At 56.4% G+C, this 17,926-nt stretch carries 16 protein-coding genes; 13 read left to right on the forward strand and 3 right to left on the reverse strand.

The genetic code is table 11. The features are described 5' to 3' along the window. The gene (locus KFJ24_RS08665) at positions 1-264 is read right to left on the reverse strand and encodes a late competence development ComFB family protein (RefSeq protein WP_350455587.1); all 264 of its coding nucleotides are present in this window, start codon (positions 262-264) and stop codon (positions 1-3) included. Between the two features lie 188 nt (positions 265-452). Here KFJ24_RS08665 and KFJ24_RS08670 point away from each other — a divergent pair, with 188 nt between their 5' ends. The 4 genes from KFJ24_RS08670 (at position 453) to KFJ24_RS08685 (ending at position 7,032) form a co-directional block, all read left to right on the forward strand. Continuing rightward, a complete protein-coding gene (locus tag KFJ24_RS08670) occupies positions 453-1,661 on the forward strand; it encodes an acetyl-CoA C-acetyltransferase (protein ID WP_250830665.1) in 1,209 nt (402 codons plus the stop codon). Positions 1,662-1,692: 31 nt separating this feature from the next. Continuing rightward, positions 1,693-3,843 carry a 3-hydroxyacyl-CoA dehydrogenase NAD-binding domain-containing protein gene (locus KFJ24_RS08675; RefSeq protein ID WP_250830666.1) on the forward strand — a complete coding sequence of 717 codons (2,151 nt, stop codon included), beginning with the start codon at positions 1,693-1,695 and terminating at the stop codon, positions 3,841-3,843. Between the two features lie 224 nt (positions 3,844-4,067). Further along, on the forward strand, positions 4,068-6,239 hold the full coding sequence (locus tag KFJ24_RS08680; protein WP_250830667.1) for a carboxy terminal-processing peptidase: 2,172 nt from the start codon (positions 4,068-4,070) through the stop codon (positions 6,237-6,239). 19 nt (positions 6,240-6,258) lie between these two features. Beyond that, positions 6,259-7,032 carry a helix-turn-helix domain-containing protein gene (locus KFJ24_RS08685; RefSeq protein ID WP_250830668.1) on the forward strand — a complete coding sequence of 258 codons (774 nt, stop codon included), beginning with the start codon at positions 6,259-6,261 and terminating at the stop codon, positions 7,030-7,032. Here KFJ24_RS08685 and mtnA read toward each other — a convergent pair. After that, a complete protein-coding gene (gene mtnA, locus KFJ24_RS08690) occupies positions 7,021-8,085 on the reverse strand; it encodes an S-methyl-5-thioribose-1-phosphate isomerase (RefSeq protein WP_250830670.1) in 1,065 nt (354 codons plus the stop codon). The two genes, KFJ24_RS08685 and mtnA, sit on opposite strands and share 12 nt — an antisense overlap. Before the next feature lie 109 nt (positions 8,086-8,194). On the opposite strand from mtnA, the gene KFJ24_RS08695 reads away from it, so the two are divergent. The 8 genes from KFJ24_RS08695 to rdgC all read left to right on the forward strand — a co-directional run bounded on the left by KFJ24_RS08695 (position 8,195) and on the right by rdgC (position 14,017). Then, complete coding sequence (locus tag KFJ24_RS08695; RefSeq protein WP_250830672.1) at positions 8,195-9,535, forward strand: TRZ/ATZ family hydrolase; 1,341 nt, start codon at positions 8,195-8,197, stop codon at positions 9,533-9,535. 35 nt (positions 9,536-9,570) lie between these two features. Then, on the forward strand, positions 9,571-10,287 hold the full coding sequence (ubiG, locus tag KFJ24_RS08700) for a bifunctional 2-polyprenyl-6-hydroxyphenol methylase/3-demethylubiquinol 3-O-methyltransferase UbiG (protein WP_250830674.1): 717 nt from the start codon (positions 9,571-9,573) through the stop codon (positions 10,285-10,287). Beyond that, positions 10,262-10,942 (forward strand): phosphoglycolate phosphatase, encoded by a 681-nt coding sequence (gene gph, locus KFJ24_RS08705; RefSeq protein WP_284709171.1) that lies wholly within the window; start codon positions 10,262-10,264, stop codon positions 10,940-10,942. The genes ubiG and gph overlap by 26 nt, the downstream gene beginning before the upstream one ends. 58 nt (positions 10,943-11,000) lie before the next feature. After that, positions 11,001-11,750, forward strand: coding sequence for a YciK family oxidoreductase (locus tag KFJ24_RS08710; protein WP_250830677.1), 750 nt, complete (start codon positions 11,001-11,003; stop codon positions 11,748-11,750). Continuing rightward, positions 11,750-11,983 carry a glutaredoxin family protein gene (locus KFJ24_RS08715; RefSeq protein WP_250830679.1) on the forward strand — a complete coding sequence of 78 codons (234 nt, stop codon included), beginning with the start codon at positions 11,750-11,752 and terminating at the stop codon, positions 11,981-11,983. Before KFJ24_RS08710 ends, KFJ24_RS08715 begins: the two co-directional genes overlap by 1 nt. Before the next feature lie 12 nt (positions 11,984-11,995). Continuing rightward, positions 11,996-12,766: a peroxide stress protein YaaA gene (gene yaaA, locus KFJ24_RS08720; RefSeq protein WP_250830680.1), complete on the forward strand. Its 771-nt coding sequence runs from the start codon at positions 11,996-11,998 to the stop codon at positions 12,764-12,766. Positions 12,767-12,790: 24 nt separating this feature from the next. Next, positions 12,791-12,991: a DUF2788 domain-containing protein gene (locus KFJ24_RS08725; RefSeq protein WP_250830681.1), complete on the forward strand. Its 201-nt coding sequence runs from the start codon at positions 12,791-12,793 to the stop codon at positions 12,989-12,991. A gap of 99 nt (positions 12,992-13,090) precedes the next feature. Further along, on the forward strand, positions 13,091-14,017 hold the full coding sequence (gene rdgC, locus KFJ24_RS08730; protein ID WP_250830683.1) for a recombination-associated protein RdgC: 927 nt from the start codon (positions 13,091-13,093) through the stop codon (positions 14,015-14,017). 21 nt (positions 14,018-14,038) lie between these two features. Here the strand turns inward: rdgC and KFJ24_RS08735 are convergent, their stop codons facing one another. Then, positions 14,039-16,783 carry a bifunctional acetate--CoA ligase family protein/GNAT family N-acetyltransferase gene (locus tag KFJ24_RS08735; protein ID WP_250830685.1) on the reverse strand — a complete coding sequence of 915 codons (2,745 nt, stop codon included), beginning with the start codon at positions 16,781-16,783 and terminating at the stop codon, positions 14,039-14,041. Between the two features lie 210 nt (positions 16,784-16,993). Here KFJ24_RS08735 and KFJ24_RS08740 point away from each other — a divergent pair, with 210 nt between their 5' ends. Further along, positions 16,994-17,917 carry a histone deacetylase family protein gene (locus tag KFJ24_RS08740; RefSeq protein ID WP_250830686.1) on the forward strand — a complete coding sequence of 308 codons (924 nt, stop codon included), beginning with the start codon at positions 16,994-16,996 and terminating at the stop codon, positions 17,915-17,917. The last annotated feature ends 9 nt before the right edge of the window (positions 17,918-17,926 follow it).

Genomic DNA, 17,926 nt, shown 5'->3' on the forward strand with positions numbered 1-17,926 from the left:
TCACTCGCGCTGGTGTTCCTTAACAAAACCCCTGGCCGTCTTCACAGCGGCCAGGGATTTTTGTTTCATGTCCTTCAATTCCTCATCAGCCAGATAAAACATCATATCGATGGAGTGCCGGTAATACCGACTGGGCAGCCGGTTCAGCGCCACACACATCACATCGGTCAGATAATCGGTGGTATCTGTCTCTTCCCGAGTGGCCTCTATTGCATCCTGAACCAGCCTCTCGTAAAAATTGTCGATGGCATCTCTGAGGGACATAGCATGCACCTCCCGCATCTGCTCGCGCTCTTCTGTAACCATAGAAGCCCCTTGGCATCTTGTCATGGCGCCTGAGCAATTTCGCCAATACGATTGGCAGCCCTCGTCATTACGCGCCAGTACTGCAACCGGCTATGGTTACCTCATCGGATGTAATTTCTGAAACAACAAATACCAGAGGACAAGCAATGACTACCGAGGCGTACATCTTCGATGCAGTCCGCACCCCCAGGGGGCGCGGCAAAAAGGATGGTTCCCTGCACAGCGTCAAACCAATCACGCTGCTGACAACCATGCTCCGCGCACTGCAAGAGAGAAACAGTCTGGACACAGCGCAGGTAGACGACATTGTTATGGGCTGCGTAACCGCCGTTGGCGATCAGGGCGCAGACATTGCCAAAACCGCGGCCCTGGCCGCCGACTGGGATGAAAAAGTTGCCGGCGTCACCCTCAACCGTTTCTGTGCGTCCGGCCTGGAAGCCGTCAACCTCGCCGCCATGAAGGTGCGCTCAGGGTGGGAAGACCTGGTGGTTGCTGGTGGCGTGGAGTCCATGTCCCGTGTGCCCATGGGCTCCGATGGCGGCGCCTGGGCAACGGATCCGGAAACCAACCTGCACACGGGTTTCATGCCGCAAGGCATAGGTGCCGATCTGATTGCGACTCTCGAAGGTTTCAGCAGGGAAGACGTGGACGGCTTTGCGGTCAAATCTCAACAAAAAGCCGCTAACGCCTGGCAAAACGGCTACTTCGCCAAATCCATAGTGCCGGTTACTGATCAAAACGGCGTGGTCATCCTTGATCGCGATGAGCACGTTCGGGGCAACACCACGACCGAGTCCCTTTCAGGCCTGAAGCCCTCTTTTCAGATGATGGGCGAAATGGGCTTTGACGGCGTCGCCCGCGAAAAATACCACTACGTCGAAAAGATCAATCATGTGCACCATGCAGGCAACTCCTCCGGAATTGTCGATGGCGCCACGGCCGTGCTGATTGGCAGTGAAGCCAAGGGCAAGGCTATGGGGCTCAAACCCCGTGCCCGCATTGTCGCTACTGCGGTCACCAGCACCGACCCCACGATCATGCTGACGGGGCCCGCTCCAGCTGCCCGCAAAGCACTGGAAAAGGCTGGCATGACAGCTGACCAGATTGACCTGTTTGAAGTGAACGAAGCCTTTGCCTCTGTGGTGATGCGCTTCCAGCGCGAACTTTCTGTTCCCGATGAAAAAGTGAACGTGAATGGCGGCGCAATCGCCATGGGCCATCCCCTCGGGGCCACCGGCGCCATGATCCTCGGCACCTTGATGGATGAGCTGGAACGCCGGGAGCTGCGCTACGGCCTAGCGACACTCTGCGTAGGCGGCGGTATGGGCATTGCCACCATCATTGAGCGCGTCTGAACCCGACACTTTTCTGAGAGGAGAACCGATTATGAGTGCGATACATTACGACCTGGGTTCAGACCAGATTCTGACCCTGACCATCGATATGCCCGGTCAGTCAGCCAACACCATGAACGCGGCCTTCCGCGAGGGACTGGCAGAGACAGTCACCAGAGTCGAAAAAGACCTCGGTAACATCCACGGCATTATTATTACCTCTGCCAAGAAAACCTTCTTTGCCGGCGGTGACCTGAAAGAACTGCACAAGGTCACCCGTGATGACGCCGAGACCTTCGAGGAAATGGTTAACAGCCTGAAGGCTGGCATGCGCTTTCTCGAGACCAGCGGCAAGCCGGTTGTGGCTGCCATCAACGGCAGTGCGCTCGGCGGTGGGCTGGAAATTGCCCTCGCCTGCCACCATCGTGTCGTACTCAACAATGAATCGATTCAGCTGGGCCTGCCGGAAGTTACCCTGGGACTTTTACCGGGCGGTGGGGGAACCCAGCGCCTGCCCCGGATGATTGGCCTCGAAGCCGCTTTCCCCTACCTGATGGAAGGCAAGCAGGTGAATCCGACCGCTGCATTGAAGGCAGGCATTGTGGATGAGCTGGCCGATTCCGGGGAAGACATGATGGCCAGGGCCCGTGCCTTCATCACGGCCAACCCGAAATGTCAGCAGCCCTGGGATCAGAAAGGTTTCAGATTCCCCGGCGGTGCGCCGCACCATCCCGCCATGGCGCAGAAACTTTCCATTGCGCCCGCCATGCTGAAGCAGAAAACCAAAGGTTGCTATCCGGCACCGGAGCGCATCCTTTCTGCCGCAGTTGAAGGTGCCCAGGTGGACTTCGATAACGGCAGCCTTATTGAGACCCGCTACTTCGCCGAGCTGGTCATTGGCCAGGTTGCCAAAAACATGACCGGCACATTCTGGTTCCAGCTAAACGCCATAAAGGCCGGAGGCAGCCGTCCCGACGGTGTCGATAAAGAGACGTTTAAAAAAGTGGGGGTTCTGGGTGCAGGCATGATGGGCGCAGGTATCGCCTATTCTACGGCCACCCGTGGCATCGACGTTGTTTTGAAAGATGTCTCTGTGGAGAACGCCGAAAAGGGAAAAAGCTACTCGGAAAAGCTACTGGCCAAGAAAGTCAGCCGTGGCAGGATGACCGAACAGCAGAAGGCGGAGATTCTCGACCGTATCAAGGCCACGGACGCTGCCGCCGATCTGGATGGTTGCGACCTGGTGATTGAAGCGGTCTTCGAGGACAGCGGCCTCAAGGCGCAAGTGACCCAGGAGTCCGAGCCAAAGCTGGTAACCAACGGTATCTTTGCCTCCAACACCTCCACCATTCCCATCACCAAACTGGCCGGCGCGTCCGCAAGGCCAGAAAACTTTATTGGCCTGCACTTTTTCTCCCCCGTGGACAAGATGCAGCTCGTTGAAATCATTGTGGGCGAGAAAACGTCTGATGAAACACTGGCGCGGTCATTCGACTATGTGCAACAGATCGGCAAGATCCCCATTGTGGTCAACGATAGCCGCGGATTCTTCACGTCCCGGGTATTCGGCACCTTTGTAAACGAAGGCATCTGCATGCTGGCGGAAGGCATTCACCCCTCAAGTATCGAGAACGCGGGCCTGCTTTCCGGTATGCCTGTTGGTCCCCTGGCTATCTCTGATGAAGTCAGCATGACCCTCATGCAGCATATTCGTGACCAGAGCAGGAAAGACACCGAAGCTGCCGGTGGTAGCTGGGCCCCACATCCCGCCGAGGCGGTGATAGACCAGATGGTGAATGCGCAGAACCGGAAAGGTAAGGCGTCCGGTGCCGGCTTCTATGAATACCCGGACAATGGCAAGAAGTACCTTTGGCCGGAACTGGAGCGCTTGTACGTGGATTCCGACAAGGCCCGCACTGCCTCACTGCAGGACCTGAAAGACCGGATACTATTCATACAGGCGATCGAAACAGTGCGGTGTCTGGAGGAAGGCGTTCTGCGTTCCGTGGAAGACGCCAATATCGGTAGCATTTTCGGTATCGGCTACGCCCCCTGGACCGGCGGTGCAATTCAGTTCATCAACCAGTACGGTGTGCGCGCCTTTACAGAGCGTGCAACAGAGCTCGCCAGACAGCATGGGGACCGTTTTGCGCCTCCCGGGCTGTTACTTCAAAAAGCAGAGACCAACACCCCGTTTGCCTGAGCATCGCAGCCGGAGGTTTAACCCCCTCCGGCACCTCCCGGGTGCTTCCCGCATTAAGCCGCAGGCTGTTACAACCTGACGGGTTCATGGACAGATTGTCACGAATCGATACGCCCTGCCTATGGCAACGGGTGTATCGCTTGCCTACAATAAATTTATCGCCAACGGGTACAGAAAGGTTCATGATTTAAGAACTTTCGCCCAGCACCGTCAGGTATGTATTTATGACCATCGCGGAAAGAATTAGGGCTCGTCGCTCGCCGGCCAACAGCAGCCAGACAGGCATATGCAAGGCTGTCACCATCGCTTTGCTGTTCTCGGCACCCATGGGCTTGCAGGCCAAGGCAGATGACGCCAGAGTTTACGAGCCCGTTGCGCCAACCATTGATCAGGCCCGAGCCAATATTCTGATTGCCCGCCAGCTTCAGTTCACCCACTTCCGGGATCTTGGTATCAGTGATGAACTGTCCAGTGACGTGTTCGATTCCTACCTCGAATACCTGGATGGCCAGCGCATTTACCTGACTCAGGAAGACCTGACAAAATTTGATCGTATCAAGACCCAGTTAGGATCGGCTCTGAAAACGGGCCAGCTTCAACCGGGCTTCGATATCTACAACCTGGTTCAGCAGCGTATTATTGAGCGCCTGCAGTTTGCCCTGAGCCTGATCAACAAGGGCATCGGTGAGCTGGATTTCAACAAGAGTGAGAGCATCCTTCTGGATCGTTCCGACGCCAGCTGGGAAGCCAATCAACAGGCGCTGGATGAGCTCTGGATCAAGCGGATCAAGAATGCCGTCCTGGCCCAGCGCCTCAATGGATCCGATGACGAAACCATTGAAGACAATCTGCGCCGCCGTTACGAGGGGCAGCTCAAACGCGCGTATCAGGCCCGCAGTGAAGATGCATTCCAGGCCTACATGAACGCCTTTACCGGCATGTGGGACCCCCATACTTCCTACTTCTCGCCGCGCACATCCGAAAACTTCAACATCAACATGAGCCTCTCTCTGGAGGGGATCGGTGCGGTACTGCAGTCGGATAATGAGTACACCAAGGTGGTTCGGCTTGTGCCGGGTGGTCCAGCATCCAAGCAGGGCCAACTCCAGCCTGCAGACCGTATTGTTGCGGTGACCCAGGAAGAAGAAAAAGCTGTCAACGTGATTGGCTGGCGCCTGGATGAGGTTGTGGATCTGATTCGGGGTCCACGAAATTCCGTGGTAACCCTGGAAGTTATTCCGGCCAACGCCAGCGATGAAACCATTACCAAGGCGATCTCGATCAAACGGGATGAAGTCAAGCTGGAAGAGCAGAGCGCCAGCAAAGACATCATTCAGCTTGAACGCGGCGGCAGCGATTACAACATCGGCGTCATTACAGTTCCCACATTCTATGCGGACTTCCAGGCCATGCAGGCCGGTGACCCCAATTACAAGAGCACCACCCGGGACGTACGCAAGCTTATTACCGAACTTGAGCAGGACGGCGTGAATGGCCTGGTGATTGACCTTCGCAACAACGGTGGTGGCGCCCTGCATGAAGCGAATGACCTGGTCGGCCTGTTTATCGACAAGGGCCCGACCGTTCAGATTCGCAACGCCAACAATGACGTTCAGGTTCTCAACGATGAGGATCCGTCAGTGGCTTACGACGGTCCGCTGGTCGTTCTTACCAACCGTATGAGTGCCTCCGCCTCCGAGATTTTCGCCGGGGCAATCCAGGATTATGGTCGGGGCCTGGTGGTAGGTTCACAGACGTTCGGCAAAGGCACCGTGCAGGCGGTTCGTCCCCTGAATCATGGTCAGCTGAAAATTACTCAATCCAAGTTCTACCGCGTATCCGGCGGATCTACCCAGCACAAGGGCGTCATTCCGGATATCGAAATACCGTCACGTATCGACAAGAACCGTATTGGCGAAGATGCCCTTGATCATGCCCTGCCCTGGGATCAGATCGAAGCTGTCCCCCACACCAGGTATTTCGATTTTAGCGGCATCATCGATGAACTGCGCAAGCGTCACGAAGAGCGTTTTACCGCCAGCCCCGAATTCAGCCTGCTGCAACAGGAAATCAACTTCCTCAAGAAGCAGCGCGAGATGGAATCGGTCAGCCTGAACCTGGGAGCCCGCACAACCCAGCATGAACAGGTTGAGCGCACGCGGTTAACCATTGCCAACGCTCGCAGGGAACTGCGGGACGAGGAGCCCTTCGAAAGCCTTGAAGACCTCGAAGACTGGCAGGACCAGAAGGCAGCAGACCTGGACACGACCGACGACGAACTGGATTTCGTTATCCGCGAAGGGGGCGACATCATGGCCGACATGCTGGAACTGGATCAGCACATGGCGTCTATCCTGACACCTCAACAGTATGCGGCCCAGGCTCCGGCCCAGTGAATCGGGAAGGCGCCCAGGCATGACCGAGGAGAGCAAAGGCCAGGACAGCCGGCAAAAAGCGCGCGTCTTGCAGGACATGCTGCTGGATGCGCTTCATGCCATGCGCTCACTGGACGAGGTTGAAGAGCTAGAGAAGCCCGAGCACAGGGTCCCGAAGGGGCATGAAGGCCTGATTGACCGGCTCACCAACCTTACGGGTTCCGCGCTGCGCTTTGGTGCACGCGCGACCGATACATCATTGAGAGTTGGCCGGGCACTGATTAACTCCCAGGATCAGTTACGCGCCATGCTGACAGCCGGCCAGTCACTCAAGGATATTCGCGAAGTGGCCGGGCTGACCCTGTCGGAGATGAGCGAAGCCCTGAATCTGAAAGACAAATCGGTTCTGGAGGCCATTGAAAACGGTACCTCCACCCTATCCTTCGAACTTATCCTGCGTCTGGCCGCACTGATTGCCCGCAACGACCCGATCCCCTTCATCTTGCGCACCACGCGCCACTACAACCCGGAGGTCTGGCAGGCTCTGAATGACTGGGGTGTCGGACGCCTCCCCCTGCAGTTCGAACGGGAACGGGAATTTATCAATATTTTCCGCAGGCACGATGACGCCCGAAATCTCACCGACGAGGGTTTCCAGAAAGTGCTGGACTTTACCCGCCAGAGCTTCGAAATGTCGCTACATTTCATAGAGGAGCAGGAAAGGCAGGTGGCCGAGTTGAAGGCCACCTACGAGGGAGAGGCCGAAACCGGGAATCCGCCTGAGTCCGGGCGGAACAAGCCCTCAGCCAAATAGCTCCCGCATTCCGGTGATATTGGGATTGTGAACGACGCCCTTCTCAGTGACGATGGCATCAATCAGACTGGCCGGCGTAACATCAAAGACCGGGTTGAACACTCTCACACCTTGCGGCGCCAGGGGGATTCCGCGAATTTCCCGAACTTCGGAGCCGTCGCGCTCCTCAATGGGAATATCCCCACCCGATGCCAGTGTCATATCGACAGTGCTTGAGGGCGCCACCACCATGAAACCAACCTTGTGATGACGGGCCAGCACCGCGAGGCTGTAGGTTCCGATCTTGTTTGCCACATCACCATTGGCGGTGATCCGATCCGCACCCACTACGACCCAGCGCACATCCCCCTGCGCCAGAATTGCCGCCGCAGCGCCGTCTGCGTTCAGGGTAACCGGGATACCGTCCTGCACAAGCTCCCACGCTGTCAGGCGGCTACCCTGAAGCCAGGGCCGGGTTTCGTCCGCGTAAACGGTTTTCAGAAGTTTCTTTTCGTGGAGGCGACGGACAACACCCAGAGCCGTGCCGTAGCCACCGGTAGCCAGTGCCCCCGTGTTGCAGTGGGTAAGAACTGATATGGGTTGCTCCGGATGCATAACCTCAAGGGCATGGTCTGCCATGGTCAGATTGGCCGCCAGGTCGTCCTCATGAATGGTGATCGCCTCGTCCGCCAGAGACTGAATGGCTTCGTCCAGGGAATGACAGCCGTGGAACACCCGCTCCATACGCTGCAGAGCCCAGAAAAGGTTAACCGCAGTGGGCCGGGAAGCCGCAAGTACCCGAATAGCCTGTTCGATCTCGGCTTTCCAGTCACCGCCGCCCGAATGGCGGGCAGCCAGTGCGACACCGTAAGCGGCACTGATACCGATGGCCGGAGCACCTCGAACCACCATGTCCCGTATACACTGGGCGACGCCCGAGGCGCCCTCCACCGTAATCCAGTGTTCCTCGGTTGGCAGCAGCCGCTGATCCAGCAACTCCAGACTGGCGCCGTGCCAGCGTATCGCGACTATGCCGACTGCCCGCGAAGAAGTTGATGTGGGGGAGTTCGCCATAAAACAGCTCCGTTTCTGAAACGCTGAAAAGCGCCAGTATAACGTTTATACTTCCGGGCTACATTTTCATAGCGCGACCTCCTCCGCGCCCGGCACTGAAGGCAGGTAAATGACGGCAGACACCATCACCGCAGCCGATATCCGCATCAACGCCCGATGGCTCATCCCCATCGAACCCGAAGCAGTCGTGCTGGAACATCAGGCTGTCATCATCCAGGGCTCAAGGATTGCAGCAGTGGTTTCTCAGGATGAGGCCGATCTAAGGTTCCGAACCCGGGAAACGGTCGATTTGCGCCATCATGTTGTCATGCCAGGTCTGATCAACGTTCACGGTCATGCCGCCATGTCGCTGTTCCGGGGTATGGCCGATGATTTGCCGCTGATGACCTGGCTCAATGAGCATATCTGGCCGGCGGAAGGCGCTTTTATCAGCGAACAGTTCATCGCCGATGGCACACAACTCGCGATGGCGGAAATGCTGCGCACAGGAACCACAACTTTCTCCGACATGTATTTCTTCCCGGAGATTGCTGCCCAGGCTGCCCATGATGTCGGCATGCGTGCCCAGATAAGCTTCCCGTTGCTGGACTTCCCAACCCCCTGGGGCTCCGGCCCGGAAGAATATCTGAGCAAGGGCAAGGCCCTGATTGAAACCTGGAAAGGCGATGAATACATAACGCCGGCAATTGGCCCTCACGCCCCTTACACTGTCTCGGACGGGCCGCTGCAAAAGGCCATCAAACTGTCTGCGGATACCGGCGCACCTATCCAGATTCACCTGCATGAGACCGCTTTCGAGGTGACAGAAGCGACTGAAAAGCAGGGCAAGCGACCCGTTGCACGGATGGCTGAGTTGGGTGTTCTCGGCCCGAATACCCAGTGCGTACACATGACCCAGATTAACGACGCTGACCTCAAATCCGTCGTGGAATCCGGGGCTCACGTCATTCATTGCCCAGAGTCCAACCTCAAGCTGGCGAGCGGACTTTGTCCCGTTCAAAAGCTGATGGATGCCGGTGTTAACGTCGCCATTGGCACCGACGGTGCCGCGAGCAACAATGATCTGGACCTGTTTGGCGAGCTTCGCACCGCCGCAATGATTGGCAAGGCAGTAGCCGGAGATGCCGCCGCCCTCTCGGCACACCAGGCTTTGACCATGGCGACACTGAATGGCGCCAGGGCCATAGGTCGGGATCACGAACTGGGCTCACTGGTTGCTGGAAAGCTGGCTGACGTCATCGCAGTGGATCTGAGCGATCCATTCCTGCAGCCGGTCTATGATCCTGCTTCACACCTCGTTTATAGCAATCATGGCCGAGCAGTAAGCCATAGCTGGATTAACGGCGTACCACAGTTACAGGAGGGACGTCTCACCCGCATTGATGTGGCAGATCTCATGCTACGCGTCGATGGCTGGATGGAACGAATCCGTGATCAACAGGCCCAATAACCGAATTCCGACAGATTCATCAGGCAGAACAAATCATGTCAAACCAGAATGTAGATCAGAACGAAATCGCCAAGTTCGAGGCACTGGCCAGCCGCTGGTGGGACCCCAGCAGCGAATTCCGGCCGCTGCATGATATTAACCCGCTGAGGCTGAACTATATTGACGAGCGGGTTCCTCTGGCCGGCAAGCGTGTTCTGGACGTTGGCTGCGGCGGTGGCCTGCTATCCGAGGGTATGGCCCAGCGGGGCGCCCACGTAACCGGTATTGATATGGGGGAAGCGCCGCTTGCCGTGGCAAAACTGCACGGGCTCGAGAGCGGTATCAAGGTGGACTATCGCCAGACTACTGTGGAAGCTCTCGCCGAGGACCCGGAACATGCTGGTCAGTATGACGTCGTGACCTGCCTCGAAATGCTGGAGCATGTGCCAGATCCGGCCTCAGTGATCAGGGCCTGCTCAACCGTGCTCAAGCCGGGCGGCCACATGTTCGTCTCAACCATCAACCGCAACCCCAAGTCGTTCCTGTTCGCAATTGTGGGTGCGGAATATGTTCTGAACATGTTGCCGAAAGGGACGCACGAGTGGAAAAAGTTCATCCGCCCCTCTGAAATGTCGGACCACCTGCGCCATGCCGGACTGGAAGTACTGGAACTGACAGGCATGACCTACAACCCGATCACCAAGGTTTACAAGCTTGGCAGGGATGTGGACGTGAATTACCTGATGCATGCCAGGGACGCCCGTGAAGCCTGAACTATCCCCCTCCGCTGTCCTGTTTGATCTGGATGGCACGTTGATCGACACCGCACCGGATTTCATCCGGTGCCTGAACCAGCTCAGACAGCAACACGGGCTGTCTGCCCTTCCTGCTGAGGAGATTCGGCGTTCAGTGTCCAATGGTGCCCGAGCCATGGTCCGGGTTGGGTTCGGGCTGGAGCCAGAGCATCCCGACTACAGCGGAAAGCACACCGCATTCCTCGATCTTTACGAAGCAGGTGTCGCCGAAGAAACGACTCTTTTCGAAGGCATGGACCAGATTCTGAGAGGTCTGGAATCGCGGGGAATTCCATGGGGTATTGTGACCAACAAGCCAGCGCGTTTCGCCGCCCCTCTAGTGGAAGCTCTTGGCCTGGCCGAACGTTGTGCGGTGGTTATCTGCCCCGATCACGTTGCCCAGCGCAAACCGCATCCCGAGGCGCTATTTCTCGCCTGCGCCCAGATTGGCGCCGACCCTGCCCTCGCCGTCTACGTGGGTGATCACGTACGGGATATCGAAGCGGGACGCAATGCAGGAATGCAAACCATCGCCGTTCGCTATGGTTACATTGAAGAGCCGGAGACAGTTGACCTTTGGCAAGCGGACATTATCGCAGACACCGTCAGCGATCTGGCAAAACTGTTACAATAGCCCTCCAAATTTGAATCCGGTTCCACGAACCGGCTACAGCCTGACACGGAGACAGGTTATGCAAGATTACCAAGCACCCGCCGACCTTCTGCAAGACCGCATCATCATGGTGACGGGTGCCGGCAGCGGCATTGGTCTGGCTGCTGCAAAGGCCTATGCCGCCCATGGTGCAACAGTGATCCTGGTAGGACGCACCGTTTCCAAACTGGAATCGGTTTACGATGAGATCGAAGCCGCCGGTCACCCGAAACCGGCCATCGTGCCTATGAACTTTGAAGGTGCTGCGGTCAAGGATTACGAAGAGCTGGCCATGACCATTGAAGATAACTTTGGCCAACTTGACGGGATTCTCCATAACGCCGCGATTCTTGGCGACCGGAGCCCGGTTGAACTCTATGATCCGGAAATCTGGAACAAGGTGATGCACGTAAACGCGACGGCACCGTTTCTCCTGAGCCGGGCCATGATTCCCCTCTTGCGCAAGTCCACTGACGCCTCGGTCATCTTTACTTCTTCAGGCGTTGGTCGTAAAGCCAAAGCCTACTGGGGCGCATACGCGGTCTCAAAGTTTGCGGTTGAAGGTCTGAGCCAGCTGCTCGCCGACGAACTGGACGACGAGCGGCACAACGTTCGGGTGAACAGTCTGAACCCCGGCGCTACCCGCACCAATATGCGAGCCAGGGCGTATCCTGCAGAGAACCCGCAACAGAATCCGGCACCGGAAGACTTGATGCCGATATATCTGTATCTCATGGGCAAAGACAGCATTGGCATCAATGGCGAACAGCTGGACGCACAGCCCAAATAATGGAACTGTTTTTTTACACAACGTCTCAGTGCCACCTGTGTGAGCTGGCTGAAGCTCTGCTGGTAAATACACCCATGCCTGCGCCAATTCCGGTAGACGTCGTGGACATCGCCCAGTCTGAAGAGCTGGTCGAACGTTACGGCACCCGCATTCCCGTGCTTCGTCGGAACGACACTGGTGCGGAACTGGACTGGCCGTTTACCCAGGAACAGTTACTTATGTTTCTGCAATGAGGATTGCCTGACATGTTAATGGTTATTTCTCCTGCCAAGACCCTCGATTATGAGAGCCCCCTGGCCACGGAAACTTATACCCAGCCAGACTTTCTGGATGATGCCTGTGAGCTGATCGATCAGCTCAAGGAGCTGGAGCCCCACCAGGTCAGCAACCTGATGAGCATCAGTGACAAGCTGGGGCAGCTCAATGCCGAGCGTTTCCGTAACTGGCATATTCCCTTCACTCCAGACAACGCCCGTCAGGCGGTCCTGGCGTTCAAGGGTGACGTTTACACGGGCCTGGATTCGGAAAGCTTCAGCGACGATGACTTCGCGTTTGCCCAGGAACACCTGCGCATGCTTTCTGGTCTCTACGGTGTCTTGAAACCCCTGGACCTGATGCAGCCGTACCGCCTGGAAATGGGCACACGGTTTGAGAATAAGCGCGGCAAAGATCTCTATGCCTTCTGGGGCAACGAAATCACGAAAGAGATGAACCGTTTGCTCGCCGCCGATGATGACGTGCTGGTGAACCTCGCCTCCAACGAATATTTCAAGAGTGTGAAGAAGAAAGATCTTGAAGGCCGGCTCGTCACGCCCCAGTTCAAAGACTGGAAGAATGGGCAGTACAAGATGATCAGTTTTTACGCCAAAAAAGCCCGTGGCCTGATGTGCCGGTATGCTATCCGGAATCGCATTACCCAGGCCGATGACCTCAAGGGCTTTGACCTTGAAGGCTACTATTTCAGCGAAGACCAGTCCGATAAAAACAATTGGGTTTTCCTGCGGGATGGGCAGTAAACCAGGTTGAGATCGGAGTAAGTCATGAACGAAGCAGTTTTTTCCCAGATCGCCATGCTGGTGTTTCTGACTGGCCTCATTGTCTGGATGGGTTTCATAGTTTGGGATCTGGCCAAGAAATCCCAGGCCGGTAAATTCGGCACCATTGCCCTGTTTACCGTCCTGGGCGCCGGCGTCATCGGTTTTATCGTAAAGACCATACTGGTTGAAATCATGAACTTCTGACGCCTTACAGGCCACTTTACGACCACCATCGCGTGGTCGTATCATCCCATCCCCTTTTAAACATCATCTGAATCGACTCTAGAGCAAGGACCAAGCCTGATGTGGTTTCGTAATGCCCGTGTTTTCCGTTTTACCAAACCTTTCGATATCTCTGACGAAGAGCTGGCTGAAAAGCTACAGGCTGACGCCTTTAAACCCTGTGGGCCACAGGAAACCACCCGACAGGGCTGGGTGCCCCCGCTGGGCAAGCATGGCGAGCAACTGGTGCACAGCGCCAATGGCTACCACCTGATCGCCCTGCGCAAGGAAGAGAAAATCCTGCCGGGCCCGGTGGTGAAAGAGGCGGTGGAAGAAAAAGCCGAGGCCATCGAAATTGAACAGGGCCGTAAAGTCCGCCGCAAGGAAAAGGACGAAATCAAGGAACAGGTGATGTTGGAAATGCTGCCCCAGGCATTTTCGAAGAATCGCAGATGTTTTGCGTACCTCGCGCCCAAGGACGGCGTTCTTGTCGTTGACGCCGGCTCTGCCAAACAGGCCGAGGACCTGGCCTCAACCCTACGCAAGAGCCTCGGATCCCTGCCCGTTCGCCCACCCGCTGTGGAGCAGGCTCCCGCCTTCACCTTCACAGGCTGGCTTAACGAGACCATCGACCTGCCCGCTCAGATCGTTCTGGGCAGCGAGTGCGAACTGAAAGATCCGTCCGAAGACGGTGGCGTGGTCCGCTGCAAGGGATTGGACCTGAAGGCGGACGAAATCCGCAACCACCTGGACGCAGGCATGCAGGTGACCAAGCTGTCACTCACCTGGGACGACAACGTATCCTTCGTGCTGGACGAGGAACTGGGTATCCGCCGACTGAAATTTGGCGAGACGCTGCAGGACCAGCTGGATGATGTGGATGTGGACGACGCCGTTGCAAAGTTCGACGCCGCATTCACACTGATGACCCTGGAACTTTCACGTCTCTTCCCCGGCTTGCTGGAAGCACTGGGCGGAGAGGATCGATCCGCGATCGTAGAGGAATGATTCTCTCGGGCAAGGGTTTCCTCAGTGGACGCTCTTGCTCAACCGCTCCCTCTGCCAGTCCTTCTCCGGCTCATTCAATACCAGACGCAGATCCATGACCTCCTCCTCGGGATTGAACTTGATCTCAAAGCCAAGATGTTCCGACAGCTGCAGCATAGGCCGGTTATCCGGTAGCACGTTACCAACCATTTCCATGGTACCTCTGTCGCGGCAGTAATCGATCATCTTCTGCATCAGCGCGACACCCAGACCTTCCCCCTTCATTTTGTCATGGACCATCACGGCAAATTCACACTGCAAATTGTCTGCATCTGTCCAGGTACGCACGGTTCCCAGAGTTTCTTCCCCCTCATCATCTTCCCTGGGCGCGTTGGCTATAAACACCATCTCCCGGTCGTAGTCGATCTGCACCATTTGGGCAACGTCTTCCCGGGAGAAATGCTTGCGGTACTGAAAGAAGCGATAGCGGATAGACTCCGGTGACTGCAGTTCATGAAAGGCCCGATGGGCAGGCTCGTCTTCCGCCAGCACTGGTCTGATAATCACCCGGCGGCCCGATTTCGGTAACACGATCCACTCTTCCAGTTCCCTTGGGTACGGCTGAATGATGGGCCGGCCAGGTTTCTCGGCCAGATTAATAGCGATGTTCACAGCGACTGCCCCCTGGTCATTGAACAGCAGCGGTGAAATCTCAAGGCCCTGAATCTGGGGAATATCAATGACAATCTGGGACAGGGTGACCAGGGTTTCAGACACCGCCCGGATATCTTCCTCCGGCCTCAGGCTGTGCTCCTTGAGCAACTTGTACATATAGGTCCGGCGCAGCAGTTCACGCGCCAGCACCATATTCAGTGGTGGCAGCGCAATCTGGCGATCGGTCAGGACATTGATCTGGGCACCGGCTGCGCCACAAACCACCAGCGGCCCAAACAACGAATCGCGAGTAATCCCCACACTGAACTCAATACCGCCCACATGCTGGTAGGAACGCTGCACCGCAAAGCCAAGAAATCCGCTTTCCGGGAAATGTTTCTGGTATTCGCCCATCAGGAACCGGCAGGCATCCATGATTGCCGCCTCGCTGTTCAGTTTCTGCATCGTGCCTTTGTACCGGCGTTGGGTAGGGCTGAGGTTCAGGAACGGGTGGCACGCCTGCTCATGAATAATGGTGATGTCTACGGGGCGTCGCTCCACAGCAAACACCTCCAACACCTCTTCCATGTCATCGCAGTACATTGTGTCGATGGTGCTGATACCGTATTCCTGGATCAGATCCCGGGCCTCACGGTTGGAAAGGTGCCTTCGCCCTGCTCTTACCGCGTTCATCACGACACGACGAGTATGGGTTCGGTCGTCAAAATGATCCGTAAATGATTCCGGAGTTTCCGTGAGCAGTCGCTGAACCTGTTGGTGCTGAACATGCTGCATAAAGGCCGTAACCGCCTTTTCCGGGCTAAAGAAGGACGGCAACCCGGCCCGATAGAACTCTTCCCGGGAGTCCATCACCGTGCTCTGCCCAAGCCAGCAGGTAAATACGTTCAGACGGGTGCCCTTCGAAGCCCGCACCACAGCATCGGCGATCTGCAGACTGTCTTCGGTCAGACTCGGCGCGTACATCACCAGCACATTGGCCACTTCCGGATCTTTCGCGAGAATCTTGATGGCCTGGCCATACAACTCCGGAGAGGCATCGTAGTTGAGGTCGATAGGATTGCGACGAGTCCAGTATGAAGGAAGCAATTCCGCCAGAGCATCTATGGAAGATGGCGACAGATCGGCCAGCTCTCCGCCCAGATCCGCTAGCCGGTCCACCGCCAGCACCCCGGGCCCAACACCGTTGGCCATAATCGCCAGGGTTTCCCTGCGCAAGGGCCGCATCCGGGTCAGGGTTTCCAGGGCATCAAACATCTGCCCCAGACCATCCACTCGCAGCACACCCGCCCGCTGTAGCATGGCGTCGTAGACTGGATCGCTGCGGGTCAGCCCGGCGGGTAACTCGTGAGGGAACCACTCGGACTCCGGAACCCGTCCCGATTTTACGGCGATAACAGGTTTGGTGCGGGATGCGACTCGGACCGCCGACATAAAACGACGGGCATTGGGAATGTTCTCAATGTGCAGCAGAATGGCGCGGGTCTGGGTATCCTGAGCCAGGTAATCGATCAGATCATCGTGATCGATATCCATGCCATCCCCAAGGGTCAGAAAATAGGAAAAGCCGACACCCCGGGCAAACGCCCAGTCAATGACCGAACTGGCGATGGTTCCCGACTGGCCGACAAACGCCACACGACCAGGGATGGCGCCTATATGGGCGTATGTCGCGTTCAGGCTGCGCGCCGGCACCATCAGGCCGATGGTGTTCGGGCCAAGAACTCGAATACCGGTTTCCTTTGCGGCCTCCCGGACTGCATACATCAGCGGGTGGCCGGTCTTGCTGTGGGTACGGGACATACCACCGGTCATGACAATGACGGTGCGGACTCCAGCCTCACCCAGGCGTTTGATCGTTTTGGCCACGGTATCCGGAGGAGTACAGATGATGGCAAGGTCCGGCGAAAAGTCCATCTTTGAAACTTTTTTGACGCAGGCAACACCATGCACATTGTCGTATTCATTATGGTTAACAACCAGAAGCCGGCCCGGGTAGCCACCCCCCATAAGGTTTCGCAAAACCATGCCACCAAGATTGTCTGCCCGTTCGGATGCACCGATGACCACAATGGACGAGGGATTGAACAGACTTTCCAGATACCGGGTGCTCAAGCTGGCTCTCCTTTAACTCCGGCCCTGGGGGCCGAGTCGGTGATAACATTAATAACACAGGAAACTCATGAGTTTATACCTTATCTTATGCGCACGTTAATTGATCTAAAACGTCTATCGTACCTCTAAGACCAAAGAAACACGGCACCCTGTTATTATCCCTGATAAGATTGATAAAAATACAAGCATATTCAAGGCATTCAGAGACGTATGAGCACGGCATTCTTTTCCCACGATGACTGTCTGAGACACAACATGGGCCCGGAGCATCCGGAGTGCCCGGAGAGGATTTCAACGATCCTCAGCTACATCGCCGACACTCATCTTGAGCAGGATCTGGACTGGGTAAGGCCGGAAGAGATCACCCGTGATCAATTGCTGTCGGTTCACCCGGAAAAATACCTGCAGCAACTCGATCTCATGGAGCCGACTCGCGGCCGAGTATTCACCGACCCGGATACAGCCCTGATGCCGGACACGCTCCGCGCCGCCCGACTCGCAGCCGGCGCAAACATTCAGGCTGTGGATATGGTCATGAGCAGCCAGGTCACCAATGCTTTTATCTGCGCCCGGCCTCCCGGCCACCATGCAGAGCGCAGCAAATCCATGGGATTCTGCTTTTATAACAACGTTGCACTGGCAGCCATGCGTGCCCTGAACTTCCACCACCTGGAGCGGGTTGCCATCATTGATTTTGATGTACACCAGGGCAATGGCACTGTTGATATTGTCAGTGGTGACGAGCGCATTCTCATGTGCTCCAGCTTCCAGCACCCTTTCTATCCACACTCCCACGTGCACCGGCAGGCGGACAATATCGTCAATGCACCTATTGAAGCCGGATGTTCGGCTCTCGATTATCGAAAAGCGATAGAAGCAGCCTGGGTAAAAAAACTTCAGGACTTCAAACCACAGGTCATTCTGATCTCAGCCGGATTTGACAGCCACAAGCTGGACCCGATGGCAGAGCTGAATCTGGAAACAGAAGACTATCGCTGGCTGACAGAGATGGTCACCAATATTGCCAGTGATTATTCCAATGACCGGATCATCTCAACCCTGGAAGGAGGCTATCACCTGAAAGCTCTGGCGGAGAGTGTGACAGCTCATCTGGAAGTGCTGAACGCCGTCTAGTTGAGCCGG

The sequence above is a fragment of the Marinobacter sediminum genome, from assembly GCF_023657445.1.
Taxonomy (GTDB): domain Bacteria; phylum Pseudomonadota; class Gammaproteobacteria; order Pseudomonadales; family Oleiphilaceae; genus Marinobacter; species Marinobacter sediminum_A.